16 protein-coding genes are annotated in these 20,419 nt (G+C 68.9%); 11 read left to right on the forward strand and 5 right to left on the reverse strand.

Features of this window, described 5'->3' with window-relative positions:
- Position 1 precedes the first annotated feature (1 nt).
- The 4 genes from F4560_RS02520 to F4560_RS02535 all read left to right on the forward strand — a co-directional run bounded on the left by F4560_RS02520 (position 2) and on the right by F4560_RS02535 (position 3,313).
- A complete protein-coding gene (locus F4560_RS02520; RefSeq protein ID WP_184915654.1) occupies positions 2-1,108 on the forward strand; it encodes a cellulose binding domain-containing protein in 1,107 nt (368 codons plus the stop codon).
- 143 nt (positions 1,109-1,251) lie between these two features.
- On the forward strand, positions 1,252-1,656 hold the full coding sequence (locus tag F4560_RS02525; protein WP_184915657.1) for a YciI family protein: 405 nt from the start codon (positions 1,252-1,254) through the stop codon (positions 1,654-1,656).
- Between the two features lie 14 nt (positions 1,657-1,670).
- Positions 1,671-2,867: an RNA polymerase sigma factor gene (locus F4560_RS02530; protein ID WP_184915660.1), complete on the forward strand. Its 1,197-nt coding sequence runs from the start codon at positions 1,671-1,673 to the stop codon at positions 2,865-2,867.
- Between the two features lie 41 nt (positions 2,868-2,908).
- A complete protein-coding gene (locus F4560_RS02535) occupies positions 2,909-3,313 on the forward strand; it encodes a DnaJ family domain-containing protein (protein ID WP_184915663.1) in 405 nt (134 codons plus the stop codon).
- Positions 3,314-3,379: 66 nt separating this feature from the next.
- Here F4560_RS02535 and F4560_RS02540 read toward each other — a convergent pair whose 3' ends face one another.
- Entirely contained in the window at positions 3,380-3,613 is a 234-nt protein-coding gene (locus F4560_RS02540) for a helix-turn-helix transcriptional regulator (RefSeq protein WP_246477703.1), read from the reverse strand.
- A 110-nt stretch (positions 3,614-3,723) separates the two neighbouring features.
- Positions 3,724-4,248 carry a GNAT family N-acetyltransferase gene (locus F4560_RS02545; protein WP_184915668.1) on the reverse strand — a complete coding sequence of 175 codons (525 nt, stop codon included), beginning with the start codon at positions 4,246-4,248 and terminating at the stop codon, positions 3,724-3,726.
- A gap of 242 nt (positions 4,249-4,490) precedes the next feature.
- On the opposite strand from F4560_RS02545, the gene F4560_RS43960 reads away from it, so the two are divergent.
- From F4560_RS43960 to F4560_RS02580, 6 genes are all read left to right on the forward strand, one after another.
- Positions 4,491-6,590 carry a pectinesterase family protein gene (locus F4560_RS43960; RefSeq protein ID WP_312868221.1) on the forward strand — a complete coding sequence of 700 codons (2,100 nt, stop codon included), beginning with the start codon at positions 4,491-4,493 and terminating at the stop codon, positions 6,588-6,590.
- Positions 6,587-7,462: a carbohydrate ABC transporter permease gene (locus F4560_RS02560; protein ID WP_184915671.1), complete on the forward strand. Its 876-nt coding sequence runs from the start codon at positions 6,587-6,589 to the stop codon at positions 7,460-7,462. Before F4560_RS43960 ends, F4560_RS02560 begins: the two co-directional genes overlap by 4 nt.
- Positions 7,459-8,352: a carbohydrate ABC transporter permease gene (locus F4560_RS02565; protein ID WP_184915674.1), complete on the forward strand. Its 894-nt coding sequence runs from the start codon at positions 7,459-7,461 to the stop codon at positions 8,350-8,352. Before F4560_RS02560 ends, F4560_RS02565 begins: the two co-directional genes overlap by 4 nt.
- Before the next feature lie 8 nt (positions 8,353-8,360).
- Positions 8,361-9,647, forward strand: coding sequence for an ABC transporter substrate-binding protein (locus F4560_RS02570; protein WP_184915677.1), 1,287 nt, complete (start codon positions 8,361-8,363; stop codon positions 9,645-9,647).
- Entirely contained in the window at positions 9,644-10,795 is a 1,152-nt protein-coding gene (locus F4560_RS02575; protein WP_184915679.1) for an enolase C-terminal domain-like protein, read from the forward strand. The genes F4560_RS02570 and F4560_RS02575 overlap by 4 nt, the downstream gene beginning before the upstream one ends.
- Positions 10,796-10,875: 80 nt before the next feature.
- Positions 10,876-11,814: a pectate lyase family protein gene (locus tag F4560_RS02580; protein ID WP_184915682.1), complete on the forward strand. Its 939-nt coding sequence runs from the start codon at positions 10,876-10,878 to the stop codon at positions 11,812-11,814.
- A 64-nt stretch (positions 11,815-11,878) separates the two neighbouring features.
- Here the strand turns inward: F4560_RS02580 and F4560_RS02585 are convergent, their stop codons facing one another.
- The 3 genes from F4560_RS02585 to F4560_RS02595 all read right to left on the reverse strand — a co-directional run bounded on the left by F4560_RS02585 (position 11,879) and on the right by F4560_RS02595 (position 17,768).
- The gene (locus F4560_RS02585) at positions 11,879-13,360 is read right to left on the reverse strand and encodes a ricin-type beta-trefoil lectin domain protein (RefSeq protein ID WP_312868226.1); all 1,482 of its coding nucleotides are present in this window, start codon (positions 13,358-13,360) and stop codon (positions 11,879-11,881) included.
- Positions 13,361-13,523: 163 nt separating this feature from the next.
- Positions 13,524-17,369 carry a galactose-binding domain-containing protein gene (locus tag F4560_RS02590; protein WP_184915689.1) on the reverse strand — a complete coding sequence of 1,282 codons (3,846 nt, stop codon included), beginning with the start codon at positions 17,367-17,369 and terminating at the stop codon, positions 13,524-13,526.
- Positions 17,370-17,591: 222 nt separating this feature from the next.
- On the reverse strand, positions 17,592-17,768 hold the full coding sequence (locus tag F4560_RS02595; protein ID WP_184915691.1) for a hypothetical protein: 177 nt from the start codon (positions 17,766-17,768) through the stop codon (positions 17,592-17,594).
- Positions 17,769-17,940: 172 nt separating this feature from the next.
- On the opposite strand from F4560_RS02595, the gene F4560_RS02600 reads away from it, so the two are divergent.
- A complete protein-coding gene (locus tag F4560_RS02600; RefSeq protein ID WP_184915693.1) occupies positions 17,941-20,361 on the forward strand; it encodes a tetratricopeptide repeat protein in 2,421 nt (806 codons plus the stop codon).
- The last annotated feature ends 58 nt before the right edge of the window (positions 20,362-20,419 follow it).

Below are 20,419 nucleotides of genomic sequence, written 5' to 3' on the forward strand. Positions count from 1 at the left end.
GATGTCGAGAAAAGCCGCTGTCACAACGCTCTTAGCCGCGCTGGCCACGCTGGTCGGCCTCCTGGTCGCCGCACCGGGCCAGGCGGTCGAGGCCGCCGCACCGACGCGGATCATGGCGCTGGGCGACTCGATCACCGGGTCGCCGGGCTGCTGGCGGGCGCTGCTGGACCGCGACCTGCGCAACGCCGGGCACACGGACATCGACTTCGTCGGCACCCGGACCGGTGACGGTTGCGGGTTCGCCTACGACGGCGAGAACGAGGGCCACGGCGGCGCGCTGGTCACGGCGGTGGCCGACCAGAACCAGCTCGTCGGGTGGTTGGGCGCCACCAACCCGAACGTGGTGCTCATGCACTTCGGGACCAACGACGTGTGGAGCAACCGGTCGACCGCGACGATCCTGGCCGCGTACGGCAAGTTGGTCGACCAGATGCGCGCGAACAACGCGAGCATGAAGGTGATCGTCGCCAAGATCATCCCGATGGCGGCGAGCGCCTGCGGCGAGTGCCCACAGCGGGTGGTCGACCTGAACGCGGCGATCCCGGGCTGGGCGGCGGGCAAGTCCACCGCGCAGTCGCCGATCACCGTGGTCGACCAGTGGGCCGGGTTCGCCACCGGGACCGACACCTACGACGGTGTGCACCCGAACGCGTCCGGTGATCGCAAGATCGCGAACAAGTGGTTCCCGGCCGTGGTGTCCGCGCTCAACGGCACCACGCCCACGTCCACCACGACGAGCACCACGACGTCGACAAGCACCACCACCACTACAACGAGGACGACCAGCACGAGTTCGCCGCCGGTGGAATGCGGCGTCTCGCTCAGGATCGTCAACCAGTGGCCGGGCGGGTTCTCGGGGGAGATCGAGATCCGCAACGGCAACGCGACCGCGACCAAGGGCTGGCGGGTCCAGTTCGACCTGCGGGCCGGCATGGCCGTGACCCAGGGGTGGAACGGCACGTTCAGCCAGAGCGGTTCCACCGTGACGGTGTCCAACGCGTCCTGGAACGGCGCCATCCAGCCGCTGACCTCGATCAAGGTCGGGTTCAACGGCTCGGGTGACGCCACCGGTTGGGTTCCGCCGAGGCCCCTCTGCTCGCTGACCTGACGGGTTCTCGCGGTTGTGCCCCGCATCCGGGGCACAACCGCGAGTGACTCAGGTCACACTTGAACGTGTAGGGAAGTCCGGAACGGCTCCGTCCACAGGTTGAAAGCGCCAAGATGGGCGCGACGAAGACCTAGGAGTCCGACATGGCGAAGTTCCTGCTCCTGATGAACTACGGCCCGGCCGCCAACTGCGACGTCCCGATGGACCAGTGGCCGCACGAGGACATCGCCGCGCACATCCAGTTCCAGAACGACCTGGGCAGCGAGCTGACCGGGAACGGCGAGCTGGTCGACGCGCAGGGCCTGGCGAGCCCCGAGCTGGCCAAGACGGTGACGTTCACCGGCTCCGGCGCGCCGGTCGTCACCGACGGCCCGTTCCCGGAGTCCAAGGAGCTGCTGGCCGGCTACTGGATGGTCGACACCACGCTGGAGCGCGCGCTGGAGATCGCGGCGAAGGCGTCGGCCGCGCCCGGTCCCAACGGCGTTCCGATGGGCATCCCGATCGAGGTGCGGGAGCTGATGTCGGCGCCCGCTTCGCCCGACCTGTGACCCACGCGGTACCTGTGGGCAAGACCGTCGAGGACCTGCTGCGCGAGTGCGCGCCGCAGGTCGTCGGCGTGATCGCACGTCGGTTCGGCGACTTCGCGTCGGCCGAGGACGCCGTGCAGGAGGCGTTGCTGGCGGCGGCGCGGCACTGGCCGGTGGACGGCGTGCCGGACAACCCGCGCGGCTGGCTCGTGCAGACGGCGGCGCGGAAGATGACCGACCTGATCCGCAGCGAGGTGGCGCGGCGACGGCGTGAGGACGAGGTGTTCCACGCACCGTCGCCCGGTGACGCGGTGGACCGGGACGACACGCTGGTGGTGCTGTTCCTGTGCTGCCACCCGGAGTTGACGCCCGCGTCGGCGATCGCGCTGACGTTGCGCGCGGTGGGCGGCCTGGCCACGGCGGAGATCGCGAACGCGTTCCTGGTGCCCGAGGCGACCATGACGCAGCGGATCACCCGGGCCAAGCAGAAGCTGCGCGGCGCGGGTTTCGCCATGCCCGGACCGGACGAGTTCGCCGCGCGGCTGCGGTCCGTGCTGCACGTGCTGTACCTGATCTTCAACGAGGGCTACACCAGCAGCGTCGGCGGCTCCCTGCACCGCACCGAGCTGTCGGGTGAGGCGATCCGGCTGACCAGGGCGGTGCACGCCCGGCTGCCGTCCGACCCGGAGGTGGCGGGCCTGCTGGCGTTGATGCTGCTCACCGACGCGCGCCGGCCCGCACGCACCGGCCCGAACGGCTCGCTGATCCCGTTGGCCGACCAGGACCGGTCGTCGTGGGACAAGGCCCTGATCGTGGAGGGCGTCGAGCTGATCATGGCGGCGGTGGAGCGCGGCGCGATCGGCGAGTACCAGTTGCAGGCCTCGATCGCGGCCATCCACGATGACGCGCTGCGCGCGGAGGACACGGACTGGCCGCAGATCCTGGGCATGTACGGGCTGCTGGAGCGGATGACCGGCAACCCGATGGTCTCGCTGAACCGGGCGATCGCGGTGGCGATGGTGCACGGTCCCGCCGAGGGCCTGAAGCTGATCGACGCCCTGGACGGGCGGCTGCCGGGCCACTACCGCCTCGACGCCGTCCGCGCCCACCTGCACGAGATGTCCGGTGACGTGCCCCGCGCCGTGGCGCACTACCGGGCGGCGGCAGCGCGCACGACGAGCACACCGGAGCAGCGGTACCTGATGGAGAAGGCGGCCAAGCTCGCCCAGTAGGCGACCTCGAGTCGGTAACCTCGGATGCGGGGGTGGTGGCCGTGACCGAGCGCAAACCGGCCGGCGTCGGGTTCGAGACCTGGATCGACCGGCAGATCCGCGAGGCCGAGGACCGCGGCGAGTTCGAGAACCTGCCCGGTGCGGGAAAGCCGTTGCCCGGTCTGCACGCGCCGCACGACGAACTGTGGTGGGTGAAGGAGAAGCTCCGCCGCGAAGAGGGCACCGCCCTCCCCCCGACGTTGTTGCTGCGCAAGCAAGCCGCGGCCGCGCGCGAGGCCGCCGGGCGGGCGTCGAGCGAGGCCGAGGTGCGGTCGATCCTGGCCGACATCAACGCGAGGATCGACGAGGCGATCCGCAAGCCGATGTCGGGTCCGCCCCTGAACCTGATGCCGTTCGACGTGGAGCACGTCGTGGCCGAGTGGCGCAAGGGCCCTGCCGCTCGCTGACACCCGCCCGGCGCTGCGCGCGAGAGCACGGAATCCGGTTGTCACCGCAATTGTGTGAATGTGCGGTCAATGGTCCCTGCGGGTGCGCCTGGCGATCGCGGCAGCTTGTTCGAGTTCCTGTTGTGACGTGCCGAGCACACGTCCGAGCCAGGTGCGCCAGTACGGCCCGGGAATGCGTTTTCCGCGCTCCCAGCGGGACACCTCCTCCCGCGTGATGCTGACGTTGCCGGACACCGCGTGCAGCTCCGCTGCCAGGTCGTACTGGGTCAGCCCGCGTCCGCGCCGGAGTTCGGGGAGCATTTCACTGATCGGTCCCTGGTGCTCCCGTGCGGCTGGTCGGTGCACTGCGCACAACCTCCCTGGTTTCGGTCGAATGACGTCGGCCAGTGTTCCACCCGATTTCCGCCCGGTCATTCGCCCAATCGAACAGACCATTCAACGGTAGGGCCGGTGTCGACCGGCGCCGCGCCCGCCGAGCGCAGCATTCGGGCGACGGCCTGGTGGCCGGCGAGGTGCGTGGCGGTGAACCGGTCGAACCCGTTGGCCACCGCGACGGCCGCCAGCCGGCGCGTCATCGCGGTGGCCAGGCCGACGCGTCGCCAGGGCGGGGTGACCACCACCGCGATCTCGGCCGCGCCCGGTTCGCGGGTCGCCTCATAACGCGCGATCGCCACGCCACGGCCGTCGGCGTCCCGTGCCGCGATCGCGCAGCGGCGGACGTGGTCCAGGTCCGTGAGGTGGGTGAGCAGCGCGGGCGTCACGGTCGGCGCGGCGCCGCAGAACCGTTGGAACAGGGTGTCCAGGTCCGCGTGCCGCAGCGCGTCGGCCAGTTCGTCGCGGTCGGCGGGCGTCACCGGGGTCAGCCACACCTCCCGGTTGTCGGCGAGCCGGTGTCTGGCGGAAGAGCGGTGCGAGACCTCGCGGAACGTGATCATCGCTCGATTTTGGCCCGCGGGCGGTCGTCGACGCAGGGGGCCAGGTGCGCGGGATCGTCGAATGGGCGTCGAACGGAGTTACGTCGTTGACGTACGGCGGATACTTTCGCAATACTCTGTTCGCACTTCTGGATAGCGTTCACACATATGAACGATCTCGCCGCGGAAGGCCCCTCGTCATGCGGATATTGAGTTCTGCGCTCGTGCTTTCATGCGCCCTCGGCGTGTTCGCGGCGGCACCCGTGCACGCAGGTACCGACCTGGGCAAACAGGTGCTTCAGGCCGGTGACGGCTGGGCTTCGAGCGGTACCGGCACGACCGGTGGGTCGGCCGCGACCACTGAGCACGTCGTGCGTGACGCGGAGGAACTGCGGGCCGCGCTGGCCGCGCCCGCCCCGCGCATCATCAAGGTGCGCGGCGTTATCGACCTGCGCGCCGATTGCTCCACCTATGCGGCCGACGGATACACGCTCGCGGGCTATTTGGCGGCATACGACCCCGCCGTTTGGGGGCGTGACACCGAAGTCAGCGGCCCGTTGGAGGACGCCCGCGCGGCATCCGCGCGGCGTCAGGCGGCGGCCATCGCGTTGAACGTCGGCTCCGACACCACGCTCGTCGGCGACGGCCGCGGCGCGGGCATCACCGGCGCGAACGTGCGGGTGCACGGCGTGCAGAACGTGATCATCCGCAACCTCACCTTCCGCGACACCCGCGACTGCTTCCCGCAGTGGGACCCGACCGACGGCTCCGAGGGCAACTGGAACTCGGACTACGACGCGGTGTCCCTGCAACGGGCGACGAACGTGTGGGTCGACCACAACACGTTCACCGACCAGCCGCACCCGGACAGCGAGTCGCCGACCTACTTCGGCCGGCCCTATCAGCAGCACGACGGCTCGCTCGACATGACCAGCGGCACCGACCTGGTCACGGCGTCGTACAACCTGTTCGAGGACCACGGCAAGACGATGCTGATCGGCTCGTCGAACACCTCGACCACCGACCCCGGCAAGCTGCGGGTCTCCATTCACCACAACGTGTTCCGCAACGTCGAGGAGCGGCTGCCGCGGGTGCGGTTCGGCCAGGTGCACGTCTACAACAACCTCTACGAGCCGGGACCGTCGTTCGTCTACGCCTGGGGCGTCGGCGTGAAGTCCGCGCTCTACGTGGAGAACAACTACGTCAAGCTGTCCGGCGGCGGCGCGGTGGAAGACCTCATCTACAACTGGGGCGGCACCGCGATCACCGAGGTCGGCACGGTCGTGGACGGTCGGCCGACCGACGTGCTGGACGCGTTCAACGCGGCCAACCCGACCGCGCAGCTCGCCGGTGACGCCGGCTGGACGCCCACCCTGAACAAGGGCCTTGAGAAGGCAGTGCGGGTCAAGGACCTGAAGGCCGGCGCGATGCAGCGCGAGCGCTACCACGTGGCCAAGGGCACCGACTTCGACACCGTGCAGACCGCGATCGACGCCGCTCCGCCCGGCACCACCATCACCATCGGCAAGGGCGTGTACCGCGAGGTCATCCGGGTGCCCCGGACCAAGCCCGACCTGCTGCTGAAGGGCTCCACCGGCACCGCGCGCGACGTCGTCATCGACTACGACAACGCCAACGGCACCAAGAAGCCCGACGGGACGACGTACGGGACGACCGGTTCGGCCACGGCGACGATCGAGGCGGACGGCTTCACCGCGCGCGACCTGACGTTCAGCAACTCGTTCGACCGGGCCGCGCACCCCGAGATCACGTCCACGCAGGCAGTCGCGGTGAAGGCGACGGGCGACCGCCAGTACTACGACCGCGTTCGGTTCATCGGCCATCAGGACACCCTCTACGCCGACACGCGGGCCGCCGGGACGCGGGCCCGCCAGTACTACCGGGGTGGCGAGATCGTAGGCGACGTCGACTTCATCTTCGGCCGCGCCACGGCGGTGTTCGACCAGATGACGATCCGGGCGCTCGACCGGGGCAGTGACCCGAACGGGTACATCACGGCCGCCAGCACGCGGCGCGACAACCCGCACGGGTTCCTGATCATGAACTCGACCATCGTGAGCGACGCCCCCGCGGGCACCTACTACCTGGGCCGGCCGTGGCACCCCGGCGGCGACCCGGACGCCATCGCGTCCGTCGTCATCCGCGACACGAAGCTGCCCGCCGCCGTGAAGACCGCGCCGTGGACCGACATGTCCGGCTTCTCGTGGCGTGACGCCAGGTTCGCCGAACACCGGAACTCCGGTCCGGGCGCGACCGCCGGAGCCGACCGGCCGCAGCTCACGTCCGAACATGCCTCGCAGCACACCCGCCGCGCGTACCTCGGCGACTGGAACCCCGCATGAGGACTCGCACGTGGGCGCCTTACGCGCTGATCGCACCGACGCTGGTGCTGATGGCGGTCTTCCTGGTCTACCCGATCGGGAGCGTCGTCTACTACAGCCTCCAGCGGTACAACGTCACGCAGCCGTGGAAGAACGGCTTCGCGGGGCTGGACAACTTCAAGCAGATGCTGTTCGACGACCCGCTGTTCTGGCAGAGCCTCGTGTTCAGCGCCAAGTGGGTGTTCGTCGAAGTCGGACTCCAGCTGCTGCTCGGCCTGATCCTGGCGCTGGTGGTGAACGAGACGTTCATCGGCCGCGGCATCGCCCGCGCGCTGGTGTTCTCGCCGTGGGCGGTGTCCGGCGTGCTCACCACCGGCATCTGGATCCTGCTGCTCAACCCGTCCACTGGCATCTTCCAGGAACTCTCGGAGCTGGGCATCGGCTCGCCGGGCACCTCGGTGCTCGGCAACCCCGACACGGTGTTCGACGCCCTGGTGGTCACCGAGCTGTGGCGCGGTGTGCCGTTCTTCGCGATCCTGCTGCTGGCCGACCTCCAGAGCATCCCCAAGGACCTCTACGAGGCGGCGTCGGTGGACGGCGCGAGCCGGTGGCGGCGCTTCACCAGCGTCACCCTGCCGCACCTCAAGGACGCGATCATCCTGTCCACGCTGCTCCGCGCGGTGTGGGAGTTCAACAACGTCGACCTCATCTACACGCTCACCGGCGGCGGCCCGGCGAACCAGACCACCACGCTGCCGCTGTACGTCGCCAGGCAGGCCGTGGACTCGCACAACTTCGGGTACGGCTCGGCGCTGACCGTCGCCGGGTTCCTCATCCTGCTGTTCTTCTCGATCCTGTACCTGCGGTTGTCGAAGTTCGGGAGCCGGGCATGACCGAAACACTCACTCGACCCCCCGTGAACACCCCTCCGCCACCCCGGAAGCCGACGAAACGGCGGCGCCGGGCCGTGGCCGAGGAGCCGGGCAAGCGGTGGCTCATCCACGTGCCGCTGGTCGTGTACCTGCTGTTCACGCTCATCCCGTTCTACTGGATGATCGTGTTCGCGGTGCGGCCGACGGGCTCCACGCAGCTGGTCCCGTGGCCGATCACGCTGGAGCACTTCGACACGGTGTGGAACGACATCGGCTTCGGGATCTTCTTCTACAACAGCGTGATGATCGGCCTCGGCGTGCTGGTGTTCGTCACCATCCTGTCGACCATGGGCGGTTACGCGCTGGCCCGGTTCAAGTTCCGCGGCCAACGGGTGTTCCTGCTGGCGCTGCTGTGCACCCAGTTCATCCCGGGCGCGATGATGCTGATCCCGCTGTTCGTCATCTTCAAGGGCGCGGGGCTGCTCAACAGCCTCACCGGCCTGGTCATCGCGGAGGTGGCGTTCCAGCTGCCGCTCGCGCTGATCCTGATGAGCGGGTTCGTCCGCAACATCTCGTACGAACTGGAAGAAGCCGCCATGGTGGACGGCTGCTCGCGCATGCGGGCGTTCTTCGCGGTCACCTTGCCGCAGCTCAAGCCCGCGCTCGTGGCGGTCGGGTCGTTCGCGTTCATCGGCGCCTGGAACCAGTTCCTGTTCGCGCTGATGTTCGCGTCACGGCAGGACAAGTTCACGCTGCCGGTCGGCCTGAGCTACGCGCTGGGTGAGTTCAACACCGACTTCGGTGCGCTCGCCGCAGGTGGCGTCGTAGCGGCCGTTCCGGTGGTCCTCGTTTTCGCCGTCGTGCAGCGGTTCCTGGTGCAGGGGCTCAGCGCCGGGGCTGTCAAGGGATAGGGAGCATCATGAGAAGACTGCTGGTCGCTGTGGCCGCCGCCGCGCTGGCGTTGACCGCCTGCGGATCCGGGGAGACGGGCGGGGGTGACGGGAAGGTCACCATCACGTTCTGGGACAACAACGGCGGCCCCGCGCGCACGCCCATCTACGAGGAGCTGATCAAGCGGTTCGAGTCCGCGAACCCGAACATCCACGTCGAGTACGTCGGCATCCCCAGCGCGTCGGTGCAGCAGAAGTACGACACCGCCATCGCCGGCGGTGAGACGCCGGACGTCGGCGGCGTGACCACGTCGTACCTCGCCCACCTGGTCGGCCAGGAGGCGCTCGCGCCCGTCGACGACCGCATCAACAGCGGTCCGCTGAAGGACAAGCTGCTGCCCTCGCTGGTCGAGACGGTCCGCCAGACCGGGCCGGACGGCAAGCTCTACCTCGTCCCGTCCTCCGCGAACATGGACGTCATCTGGTACCGCACCGACTGGTTCAAGGACGCGGGCATCGAGCCGCCGAAGACGTGGGACGAGTTCATCACCGCGGCCACCAAGCTGACCGACACGGCCGCGAACAAGTACGGCTACACCATCCGCGGTGGCGCGGGCTCGGTGTTCCAGCTGATCACCGAGGCGTACGCGTACTCCGGCGTGGACAACTTCTACGAGGGCGGCCAGAGCACGCTCAACGACAGCGCCAACGCCGAGCTGGTCGACAAGATCGCCAAGCTGTACAAGAAGGCCACGCCCGAGGCCGACGTCAACAACAGCTTCACCCAGATGATCGCCCAGTTCACCGGCGGCTCGATCGGGATGATGCACCACAACCTCGGCTCCTACAGCGACGTGACCAAGGCGTTGGGTGACAAGGTCGCCGCGATCCCGCTGCCCGTCGGCCCGAGCGGCAAGCGGACCGTCGTGCCGAACCCGACCGACGGCTTCGCGGTGTTCAAGAACAGCGAGAACCAGGACGCCGCCTGGAAGTTCGCCGAGTTCCTGACCTCGTCCGAGTCCAACAGCTACTGGAACGAGAAGGTCGGCCAGATCCCGGCCAACACCGACGTGCGCAGCGCGGCGTGGATCGACAAGGCCGCGCACGTGAAGATGGCGCTCGGCGTCATGGAGGACCCGGCCACCATCCTCGTGCCCGCGCCGGTCTACCTGCCGCAGTACTCCTCGATCACCAAGACCGACAGCGAACCCCAGTACCAGAAGGTGCTCCTCGGCGAGTTGTCCGCGCAGCAGTTCCTGGACGACATGGCGAAGAAGCTGACCGAGGCGCAGAAGGAGTGGGAGGAGCGCAAATGATCGAGCGCGTCGAGGTGTCGGTGTTCACGACCACCGCGTGGACCGCGGTGGACCCGCACGGGCACCGACACCCGAGCGCCCGGCACGAGGTCCGCGAGGCGCTGCTGGAGATCACCGACTCGGACGGTGTCGTCGGACGCGTCCAGGTGCACCCCGACCAGCTGCGCCCCGCCGTGCTCGACTCGATCGTGAAGCCCGTGCTGATCGGCGCGGACCCGTGGGACCGGGAACGGCTCTGGAAAGCGATGGCGCGCAAGCAGCGCGGCTCGCACGGCCGGTTCACGGACCGGGCGTTGGGCTACGTCGACACCGCGTTGTGGGACTTGGTGGGCAAGCAGGTCGGGCAGCCGGTGTGGAAGCTGCTCGGCGGCGCCCGGTCCCGCATCCCGGCCTACGCCAGCACCATGTGCGGTGACGAGACGCCCGGCGGTCTGAGCACGCCGGGTGACTACGCGGAGTTCGCCAAGCAGCTGGTGGAGCAGGGTTACCGGGCGATCAAGCTGCACACGTGGATGCCGCCGGTTCCCGGCGCGCCCAACGTGCGGGCGGACATCGCGGCCTGCGAGGCGGTGCGTGACGCGGTCGGTCCCGGCGTGGAGCTGATGCTCGACGCCAACCACTGGTACTCCCGCACCGAGGCGCTGGAGCTGGGCCGTGCGCTGGAGGGCCTGGGCTTCTACTGGTTCGAGGAGCCGATGGAGGAGGCGTCGATCAGCTCCTACCGGTGGCTGGCCGAGCAGCTGTCCATCCCGGTGATCGGCCCGGAAGTGGCGTGGGGCAAGCACATGAGCCGAGCCGAGTGGATCACGTCCGGCGCGTGCGACATCCTGCGCGCCGGGCCGACCGACGTCGGCGGCATCTCGCCGACGGTCAAGGCGCTGCACCTGGCCGAGTCGTTCAACATGGACTGCGAGATCCACGGTGACGGCTCCGCCAGCCTGGCCGTCCTCGGCGGCACCGACAACGGCCGCTGGTACGAGCGCGGCCTGCTGCACCCGCTGCACGACTTCGACCGCGTGCCGCCGCACCGGCTCGCGATCGCCGACCCGCTCGACGCCGACGGGCACGTCGCCATGACCTCCTCTCCCGGTCTCGGTGACGAGTTCGACGTCGAGCACATCCGCAAGCACACCGTGGAGAGGTGGTGAGTCCGGTGTAGGCCACAGGCCGCCGTCACGTTCCCCGCCGCCGGTTCCCTTTTCATCCATTGTCGTATGGAGGAAACCGCATGTCCCGCAAGATCTCCCGTGCGCTGCTAGCGGCCACGGCCCTGGCCGCGACCGCGATCGTGGCGCCCACGGCGAACGCCGCGTCGTTCAACCTCGAAGGCTGGGCCACGCAGTGCGGCGGAACGACCGGTGGCGGCAGCGCCTCCCCGGTCACCGTCAGCACCACCGCGGCGTTCATCTCGGCCGTCCAGTCGACCAGCGCGTCGGTGGTCCGGGTCTCCGGCACCATCACGCTGTCGAGCATGACCAAGGTCGCGTCCAACAAGACGATCATCGGTGTCGGCTCCGGCGCGACGATCGCCGGCCACGGCCTGAACATCTCCAAGGTCTCGAACGTCATCGTCCGCAACCTGAACTTCCGGGACTGGCGGGACGACGGCATCCAGGTCGAGACCTCGACGAGGGTCTGGGTCGACCACAACACCCTGCGCAACGGCTACGACGGCGCGATCGACGTCAAGCGCGGGTCCGACTGCGTGACCGTGTCGTGGAACAAGATCAGCAGCCACGACAAGACCATGCTGCTCGGCCACAGCGACGACAACGGCAGCCAGGACCGCGGCAAGCTGCGGGTCAGCTACCACCACAACTGGTTCGACGGCACCAACCAGCGCCACCCGCGGGTCCGCTTCGGCAACCCGGTGCACGTCTACAACAACTACTACGGCGGCGTGACGTCGTACGGTGTCGCTTCCACCGAGGAAGCCGGTGTCCTCGTCGAGGGCAACTACTTCGAGAACACCAAGGACCCGTTCCACCGCGGTGAGGGCAGCTCGGACCCCGCCAACCTGGTGGCGCGCAACAACCACATGGTCAACTCGGGTTCGGGTGACCAGGGTGGCAGCGTGAAGTCGATCCCGTACTCCTACGCCTTGGACAGCGCGAGCGGCGTGAAGTCCATCGTCACCGGAGGTGCGGGCACGGGCAAGGTCGGCTAGTCGACGCCCTGCCGGAATCGGCGGCCCTTGGCACGTCTCCCGCCAAGGGCCGCCTCCGGTTGTCCTACCCGCGACGCCACTTCTGGTTCGCGCCGCCGGTGCACTCCCACTGCTGCAACGGCGTGCCCGTGCCGCCCCAAGAGGTCACGTCGACGCACTTGTTCGCCTGCGGGTTGACCAGGTCGCCCGCGCCGCTCAGCACGAACTGCTGTGCCGGGTTGCCGGAGCAGCGGGCGAGCTGGATGGCCGCGCCGTTGTCACGCGAGCCCCAGGCGACGTCCATGCACAGCCCGAACGCGCGGACCGTGCCGTCACCGGGGAACGTCCAGTTCTGCGCCGCCGAGTTGTTGCAGTCCCACAGCTGGAGGCGCTGGCCCTCGACACCGTTCGAGTTCGGCACGTCGATGCACTTGTCCTGCCAGCCGATGATCCGGCTCGTGCTGCCACCGCCACCAGTGGTGGTGAGCTGGAGGCCGTACACGCCCAGGATCTCGTTCAGCGGCTGGAACAACGTCGTGCCGCCGGACGAGCAGTTGCCCGAACCACCGGACGTGACGCCTTGCGCCTGGTTGCCCGCGAGCCACGCGCCACCCGAGTCGCCGCCCTCGGCACACGCCGTGGTGGACGTGAGGCCGTGCACGAGCCGCCCGGAGTAGTTCACCGTCACGTTCTTCGCCTGGACCGTGCCGCAGCGCCAGCCCGTGGTCCGGCCGGAACGGCACACCGACGCGCCGACGCCCGCCTCCTGCGACCCGGCGACCGCGACGCTGCCACCCGCGTAGTTGTTCACGTAGGGGGTCGGGGTCCAGTTGGAGTTGGTGCGGACCCACCCGTAGTCGTTCTCGGGGAACGACGAGCCGGCGAACGTGCCCTGGCTGACGTTGTTGAAGCCCAACGTCGGGCTGCCGGTGCCGCCGCAGTGCCCGGCCGTGACGAAACCGCCGTTGTTCACCGAGAACCCGACCGAGCACAGCGTGTTGCCGTTGATGACGTACTGGTCGCCGCCCCGGATGTCGTACAGGGGACGCGGCGCGTCGGCCGACACGACGGTCTTCACGTCCACACCGGCCCGTGCCGCGAACGCCCGTGCGGCGGACTCCGTGCGGGCTTGGACGACCACGGCGTTGGACGCCGGGTCCACGTGCCAGGAGTGGACGTCCGTCGCGGCGGGCGTGCGGTCCAGCGTGGCCTTGGTGTCCGCCAACGACTTCTCGCTCCGGGACACCCGCACCGGTGACGCGCCGGCGGCCCGGACCGCGGCGGCGTCGGCCGGGTCGACCACGCCGACCTTCAGGCCGCCGTCGTACCAGGCGCCGCCGAACCGGTCGCCGAGTCGGGCCCGCAACGCGGTCTCGACCGGGACGGACGCGGCCTCCTCGGCCTGGCGCACGGCGGCTTGGGCCGGGTCCCAGCCCAGGTCACGGGCCAGGGCGACGTGCAGGGCGTCGTCCGAGGGAGGTGCGGCGGGTGCGGCCTGGGCGGGTGTGGGCAGGACGGCTAGCGCGGTGGCGAACACCACCGCGCAACTCTGCGCGATCAGTCTCACGACAACTCCTTGTGCAGGGTAGGAGAGGTGTGAGAGCGCTCTCGCGGGGAAGCTTCGCATGTGGTCCAGACCGCGTCAACAACGCGGGGGAGCGCACCCCCGCAGCGGGAAATGCGGCGGCGCCGCCCTGGGCATCAGGACGGCGCCTCGCGTAAAGGGGGGATCAGGGGTTGACGGTGATGGTGAACGTCGAGGTCAGGTTGCGGATGTTCTCGACGTTGTTGCTGAACCGCAGGTTGTTGAACGTCACCGAGCCGACCGCCGGCCCCTGCCCGGCCTCCGGCAGCTCGTTCGCCCACAGCCCGATCCCGGACTTCCGCTCGTACTGGTCACCGCTCAACCGCGCCCCGGAGATCGAGACGTTGGTCAGCACGGTGTCCTGGATCGGGTTCTCCGGCGCCGACCCGGTGTACTTCGTCTGGAACATGATCCCCGCGTACGTCGGATCGATGATGTCCACGTCCGACACCCGGATGCCGCGGAACGGCTTGGAGGCGGAGAACATCCAGATGCCCGGGAAGGTCTGCCCGTTCCAGAAGTGCCCGCCGGTCCGGACCAGTGTGATCCCGGTGAACGTCGTCGGCTCCGGCCCGAAACCGTTCATCGGGTAGCCGAAGTCCAGCGAGCTGATCGTCACGCCCGAGTACGTCAACGTGTCCGCGATGTAGATGTTCCGGAACGTGTTGAGGAAACCGCCGTACACCGCCAAACCGGCCGCGCGCCAGGTCGTCAACGACGTCAGGTTCTCGTACACGTTGTTCTTCTCGTCCGCGCCGCCGGCGTCGATCGCCGAGAACAACGCGAAGCTGTCGTCACCGGTCGACCGCGCCTCGATGTTGGCCACCCGGTTGTCCGTGCTGCCGTTGGTCATGTTGATGCCGTCGGCGAACATGTTCCGGATCCGCGAGTCCTTGATCGTCATGAAGTCGGTGTTCGCGCCCCAGTACAGGCACACCATGTGCTCGGCCCAGATGTTCTCGATGGTGATGTTCGAGACGCCTCCGAAGTCGAACACCTTGCCCGGCCCGTCGATCCGCGACACGTAGTTGCCGAAGAACGCGAACCCGCTGAACGTCGACCCGTTCACCGACTGCTCGGCCCGGAAGCCCGCGTCGGTGTTCTCCTGCGTGGCGGGCACGACGAACTTCGTGAACCACGGACCGGCGCCGATCACCCGCACCGGCTTGCCGTACACCTGGAACTTCTGCGCGGTGGTGTAGGTGCCCGCGGGCAGGTACACGCCGAGCAGGTTGCCGCTGGTGTCCATGCGGAACCGGTCCAAGGCGCTCTGCACGTCCTGGTGGCCGAACCCGCTAGGGGTGATGTACCGGGCCGGGTCGGGGTTCGGCGCGGCCACGGCGTTCTCGAAGTTCACGAAGTCGACGGCGTAGGTGGTCGTGTTCGCCGAGTCCTTCTGGAGCTTGATCTTCGTGCCCGCCGGGAACGTGCCGTTCAGCATCACGTTCGCTTCGTCGTAGATGTGCCGCGGCCCACCGGCGCCGGGGGAGTTGCCCGGGTTGGCTTCGTTGCCGTAGAGCCAGATGTGCCGCGAGTTCAGGTCGATCGCCTTGTGGAACGTCCCGTTGACGTACACGTTCAGCGTCGAGCTGATACCGCCGCCACCCGCCGAGTCGGGGATGGAGAAGCGGGTGACCAGCGTGTTGGTCGGACCGCTCGTGGTGAACTCGACCGACGCGCCGGTGCTGTTCAACGTCACCGCCCGACGTCCCGACGCCTCACCGGCAAGATCACCGATGGTGCGGTTGGGCCCGATCTTCACCGCACCGCCCGCGGTCGCGGCGTCCTCTGCCTCGATGTGCTCCCACGGCACGTTCGCACCACGCCCGACGAACAAGGACTGCGTCGTCACGTTGTTCGCCTGCCGCGCCGCGATCTCGTTGGCGTCGACCGCGACGTCTGTGCGCAGCGTGTACTTCCCGTTGGCGGCAGGCCACGTGCCCAACGCGATCGGCGACGCGGACTGACCGGCCTGAATGGTCCCGGTGTAGCTGCCGCTGAACGTCCGCACAGTCGCACCGGTCGTAGCGTTCACCAGCGTCAACGTGACGCCGTGCGCACCGCCGGCAGAGGCGATAGAACCCTCGTTCCGCAGGACGACGGAGAACGTCACGTTCTGCCCGTTGGCCGGGTTGTTCGGCGACCAGCTCAGCGTGCCGACCAGGTCAGAGCTGGGCACAGGCGTGACAACCAGAGCAGTCGGGTGCAGCCGAGCGTTGTTGGCCTCGTTCTGCTCGACCACCTTCTTCGTCTCGTCGACCTTCGCCGTGTACTGGTACGACCCGGACCCACGCGGCCCGATGTCCGCCGTCACGGTCGCCGACGCACCGGCGGCCAACGCCCCGACCACCGCCGTGCCGACCGAGTCATCGCCCAGGAAGAACGTCACATCAGTCGCGCCGGACGCCGCCGTACCCGCGTTCCGCACGGTCGCGGACAACGTCACCGCGTTCGTCTCCACCGGGCTCACCGGCGTGAACGACGTAGCGCTCACGACCAGGTCCGGATTGGGCGCCGCCACCCCGAACACCTGGAACTCGGCAACCTGCCCACCGGGCGCACCAGTGTTGGACGTGATCCGCAACTGCACGTCCGCCACCCGGCCGGAAAGCGGGATGGTCACCGTGTTGCCGGATGCCGGGTTGAACACGTAGTCCCACGCCGCCACCAGGTTCGTGAAGCCCGAAGCGCCCTGCTCACGACCCAGCACCTGGATGTTCTGCGTCCGAGTGCCCCACGCCGACGCCGGGTTGAGCTTCAACACCACCGAGCTGATGTCCGCGTTCGCACCGAGCTGCGTGGTCAACGTGTTCGGGTAGGTAGCGCCCTCCCAGTACGTCGTCACGTCATCGTCGTTGGCATTCGTTGCGACGAACGTGAACACGTGGGAAGAAGACGTGATCGGCCGTCCCTTGGCCAGGTTCGTCCCCGCAGACCCAGGCCGCGTCACCGAGTTGCTGGCCGCGGACTGGTTGCCGGCAGCATCCTTGGCGATCACGTGGTACGTAACCGCAACCCCGTCCGGCTGCGAGTCCGTGTACGTCGTGCCCGCCACACTGGTCCGCAGCACACCGTTGGCATAGACGTCATACCCCACGACACCGGTGTTGTCGCTCGACGCCGACCAGGCGAGCCGGATCTGCCCGGCCTGCGGCGACGTGTAGGCGAGGTTGCCCGGTGCCGTAGGCGGCTGCGTGTCCCCACCCGACGGCCCGTGCACCTCGAACTCGGAAATCTGCCCCGCGGGCCACCCGCTGTTGCCGGTGATCAGCAGCCGCAGGTACCGCGTAGTGGTCGCGGTGAACTGGATCGTCACCGTGCTATTCGCGGTCGGGTTGAACGCGTACTGCGCAGACGGCACGAGGTCACTGAAGTTCTGCCTGTCCGTGCTGTGCTGCACCGCCAACGTTTGCGTCCGCGCGCCCCAGCCCGCCGTCGGCAGCTTGAGCACGATCCGGTCCGCCTTCACGGACGCCCCGAGGTCCGCCCGCAGCCACTGCGGGAACGCGTTGTTGGCGCTCTCCCAGTAGGTGGCCTGGTTGCCGTCACCGACGTTGGCGGCCTGGTAGACGTCGTTGTGGCTGCTCGAGGTGTAGGTGGCGGCAACGGCGGCGCCCACCGCCTCGCGGACCCCGATGTCGGCAACTTGCGTACCTTCGACCCGCACGTAGCGCACCAGCGTCGGGTCGACGTCGAACGTCAGCTCGTTGCCCTCGGCCGGATCGAACGTCCGCTGGCCGGAGGGCACCAAAGTGGCGAACCCCTTGCCGTCAAGGCTGGTCTGAACCGCGAACGTCCGGTCCTGCCTGGCGTACTCGTCGGGCATCGACAGCCGGACCTGGTCGATGCGGGTCGGCGCGCCGAGGTCGAGCCCGGCGGTCGAGGGTGAGGGCGCGCCCTGGGCGGTAGGGGAGACCAGGGCCGGCGCGATGAGTGACAGCGCTAGCAGGGATGCGGCTATGCGTGAACGAGCACGTGTCGTCGTTGACATCGGCGTGCTGGCCCCTTCTCGTGAGGGCGTTCCAGGTGTTTGTTAAGAAGTTCCGTAGAGTTGTCGACTTCTTGCGTAACCAGCTCGAAGGGTTGCAGAGCCGCATCCGGAAAGTCAACGGTCAGAACCGCCCGACCCACCCCGTTGCGCCATCCGGCGCAGCAACACGAAGAAGGCCGCTCCCGGCGTGGGGAGCGGCCTTCTCCGACACAGCTTCGAGTTCTAGGACTTCGCCTTGCGCTTGGCGGCGAGCACGCCGATCAGGCCGACGACCCCGAGGGGGAAGCCGATCAGGGGAAGCAGCGGAATCCCGCCGATCAATCCAATGCCGTTCAGCAGCACCCCCAGGAGCAGCAGGACCGTCCAGCCCCCTGCACCGTTCCCGCTTTGTCCGGCCACGTCGACTCCCTCCACTCGTGTGGCGCTCCACTCGTGTGGCGCGAAAGCTAGCCCCGCCAACGGCACGCCCAGCACCGCATTGCCTTGTTTCACCAGGTGGCACGGCATCACGAAGGCCCCGCTCCGGCCCGTTCCGGGGATCTACACTCGTGATCATCTTGGGGAGGTGGCGGTGAGCGACCCGAAAACGGCGTTCGCACAGGCGCTGGCACGGTTGCGCGAACGACTGCCGGACGTGTCCGACGAGGCGTTGGCCCGCCGCGCGAGCGCGATCGTCCTGCCGTCAGGAAGGCGCGTGGCGGTCAACGCGCGCAGGCTGGGGGAGTGGCTGGGCGGCCAGTCCGTCCCACGGGACTTCGACGCGGTGCTGGCCGTCGTCATGGCGACCGGCGGCGTCCCCAAGCTCAACGAGCTGCGCGACCTGTGGCGCACCGCCCACCAGGACCGCCGCCAGACCCCGAAATCGGGACGAGTGGTGGTCGGCCGCCCGCCCACCGACGCCGCGGCACTGCGCGACCGGCCCGGACTGGCCGACGCGATAGACGCCGCACTGCGCACCGCCGACGTCCGCCAAGTGCTGCTCACCGGTCCGGGCGGCGCGGGCAAGTCCCAACTGGCGACCGCCGCGTTCCACCGAGCACGTGCCGACGTGGTGGTCTGGGCAGGAGCACGGACCAGGCAATCAGTCCTCACCGCTTACGCACGAGCCTGGCGTGCGCTCGTGAAGGCCGACGCGGGCGACGACGACGAGGCCCAAGCCGACCTGTTCCTGGCCTGGCTCCGCTCCACCACCACCTCCTGGCTGGTGGTCCTGGACGACGTGGACGACCCGGCGGAACTGTCCGGCCTCTGGCCCGCGGGCGAAGCGGGACGCAGCCTGATCACCACCCAACGACGCGACGCCGCCCTTCGCAGACCGGACGCCCAGGTCGTCAGCGTGGGCATGTTCGACCCGGACGAGGCAACCGCCTACCTGTCCGCACGCCTGGCCGTGGACCCCCGCCACGACCCGGACCGGCTGGCGACCCTCGCCGAAGCCCTCGGCCACTACCCCCTGGCACTGTCCCAAGCCGCGGCGTTCCTGATCGACACAGGCATGGACGTGTCGACTTACCTCGACCTCCTGTCCGACCGACGCCAACGCGTAGCCGACCTGTTCCCCCCGACCTCACCCGCGGACGAGCACCAGGACACAGTCGCGAACACGGTGCGCCTGGCAGTCGAACGAGCGAAAGCCATAGCCGCCAACGCGACGGACGTCCTCGGCCTGGTCTCAGTGCTGGCCCCCGACGGCATCCCCGAATCCGTCCTCCTCGACGACGGCCGAAACCTGCTCGCCCTCCGCGCGCTGCACCGGCTCAACCTGGTCACCCATGACAGCCGGGTAGAGGCGCACGCGCTGGTCCAACGCGCCGCACGAGATCTCGTCGGCGACCTCACCCAGGTCGCCGTCGCGGCAGCCGACGCGATCGAACGCGAGTGGTCGACAGCGGACCCCGACACCGCCGCGGCCCTCTACCGCAACACCGAAGTCCTCCGATCGGTCGCCGGCGAACACCTGTGGGCCGGCGGAATGCACCCCGTGCTGCGCAGGTTGGGCCAGCACCTGGCGGACATCGGCCGACCGGCCGCGGCCCGCGACGTGGCACGGCACCTCCTGACCCGCGCCGTCAGCCCTCGCGACGTGGTAGTCCTGCGAACGCAGGTCGCGAAGGCGATCGGCGACCTGGGAGACCCGGCAACCGCACTGGACCACTTCGGCGAGATCCGCGACCTCGCCGAGAGAAAACTCGGCCAGACCGACCTGGACACCCTCTGGGTCCGCTTCCACCAGGCCACGTACCGCCTGGAGACCGGCCTGATCGAGACGGCGCTCGGCGAGTTGACGTCTCTAGCCGACGCCTGCGACCTACCCGCCGCCCACCCGCTCAAGATCGCCGCCGAAGACAACCGCGCACTGTGCATGGGCCTGTCCGGCGACATCACCGGCGCACGCGACGCGGCATCGGCCCTACACGCCGTACTCCGCCGGGAACTAGGACCGCGACACAGGCAGACGCTGCGCGTCCTACTGGGCCTGGGCCGCTGGATCGGGGAGATCGGCGACGCGCGATCCGCCGTAGCCGCCTACCAGGAGGCGGCAGACGGCCTGGAAGAAGTGGCCCCCGGTCACCACGACACGTTGATCGCCCGGCACAACCTGGCCTACTGGCGTGCCGTGGCAGGCGACCTGACCGAGGCGATCGCCGAATTCGAGACCGCCGCCGCGGATGCGGAACGAACGCTGGGCGAAGACCACCCGACCACCCTCACTTACAAGTCGAACCTCGTGTTCTGGCGAGGCGTGGCAGGCGACCGGACCGCAGTCGCCGACCTGGCCACCCTGCGCGAATCGGTGGAGGCAGTGTTAGGCGCCAACCACCCCCGCGTGCTGCGGATCAGGCAGCAACGCGCCGAACTCCTCCACCGAACCGGGCAACGAGAAGAAGCGGTGGACGAACTGCAAGTCGTGCTGGCCGAGATGTCCCAGGTGCAGGGAGCGAACCACCCACGAACCCGAGAAGCCGCCGACCTACTGTCCGGCTGGCAGTAACCCAGCACGCGCGGGACGACGTCGAACGCGGCGCGGGCCACCGGTTGGTGCCGGGCCG

The sequence above is a fragment of the Saccharothrix ecbatanensis genome, from assembly GCF_014205015.1.
Lineage (GTDB): Bacteria > Actinomycetota > Actinomycetes > Mycobacteriales > Pseudonocardiaceae > Actinosynnema > Actinosynnema ecbatanense.

Coding starts and splice junctions, on each gene's coding strand:
- F4560_RS02565 (WP_184915674.1), top strand. CDS start 7,459: ATGACCGAAACACTCACTCGACCCCCCGTGAACACCCCTCCGCCACCC.
- F4560_RS02540 (WP_246477703.1), bottom strand. CDS start 3,613: ATGCTCCCCGAACTCCGGCGCGGACGCGGGCTGACCCAGTACGACCTG.
- F4560_RS02525 (WP_184915657.1), top strand. CDS start 1,252: ATGGCGAAGTTCCTGCTCCTGATGAACTACGGCCCGGCCGCCAACTGC.
- F4560_RS02575 (WP_184915679.1), top strand. CDS start 9,644: ATGATCGAGCGCGTCGAGGTGTCGGTGTTCACGACCACCGCGTGGACC.
- F4560_RS02545 (WP_184915668.1), bottom strand. CDS start 4,248: ATGATCACGTTCCGCGAGGTCTCGCACCGCTCTTCCGCCAGACACCGG.
- F4560_RS02570 (WP_184915677.1), top strand. CDS start 8,361: ATGAGAAGACTGCTGGTCGCTGTGGCCGCCGCCGCGCTGGCGTTGACC.
- F4560_RS02520 (WP_184915654.1), top strand. CDS start 2: ATGTCGAGAAAAGCCGCTGTCACAACGCTCTTAGCCGCGCTGGCCACG.
- F4560_RS02580 (WP_184915682.1), top strand. CDS start 10,876: ATGTCCCGCAAGATCTCCCGTGCGCTGCTAGCGGCCACGGCCCTGGCC.
- F4560_RS02590 (WP_184915689.1), bottom strand. CDS start 17,369: ATGTCAACGACGACACGTGCTCGTTCACGCATAGCCGCATCCCTGCTA.
- F4560_RS02560 (WP_184915671.1), top strand. CDS start 6,587: ATGAGGACTCGCACGTGGGCGCCTTACGCGCTGATCGCACCGACGCTG.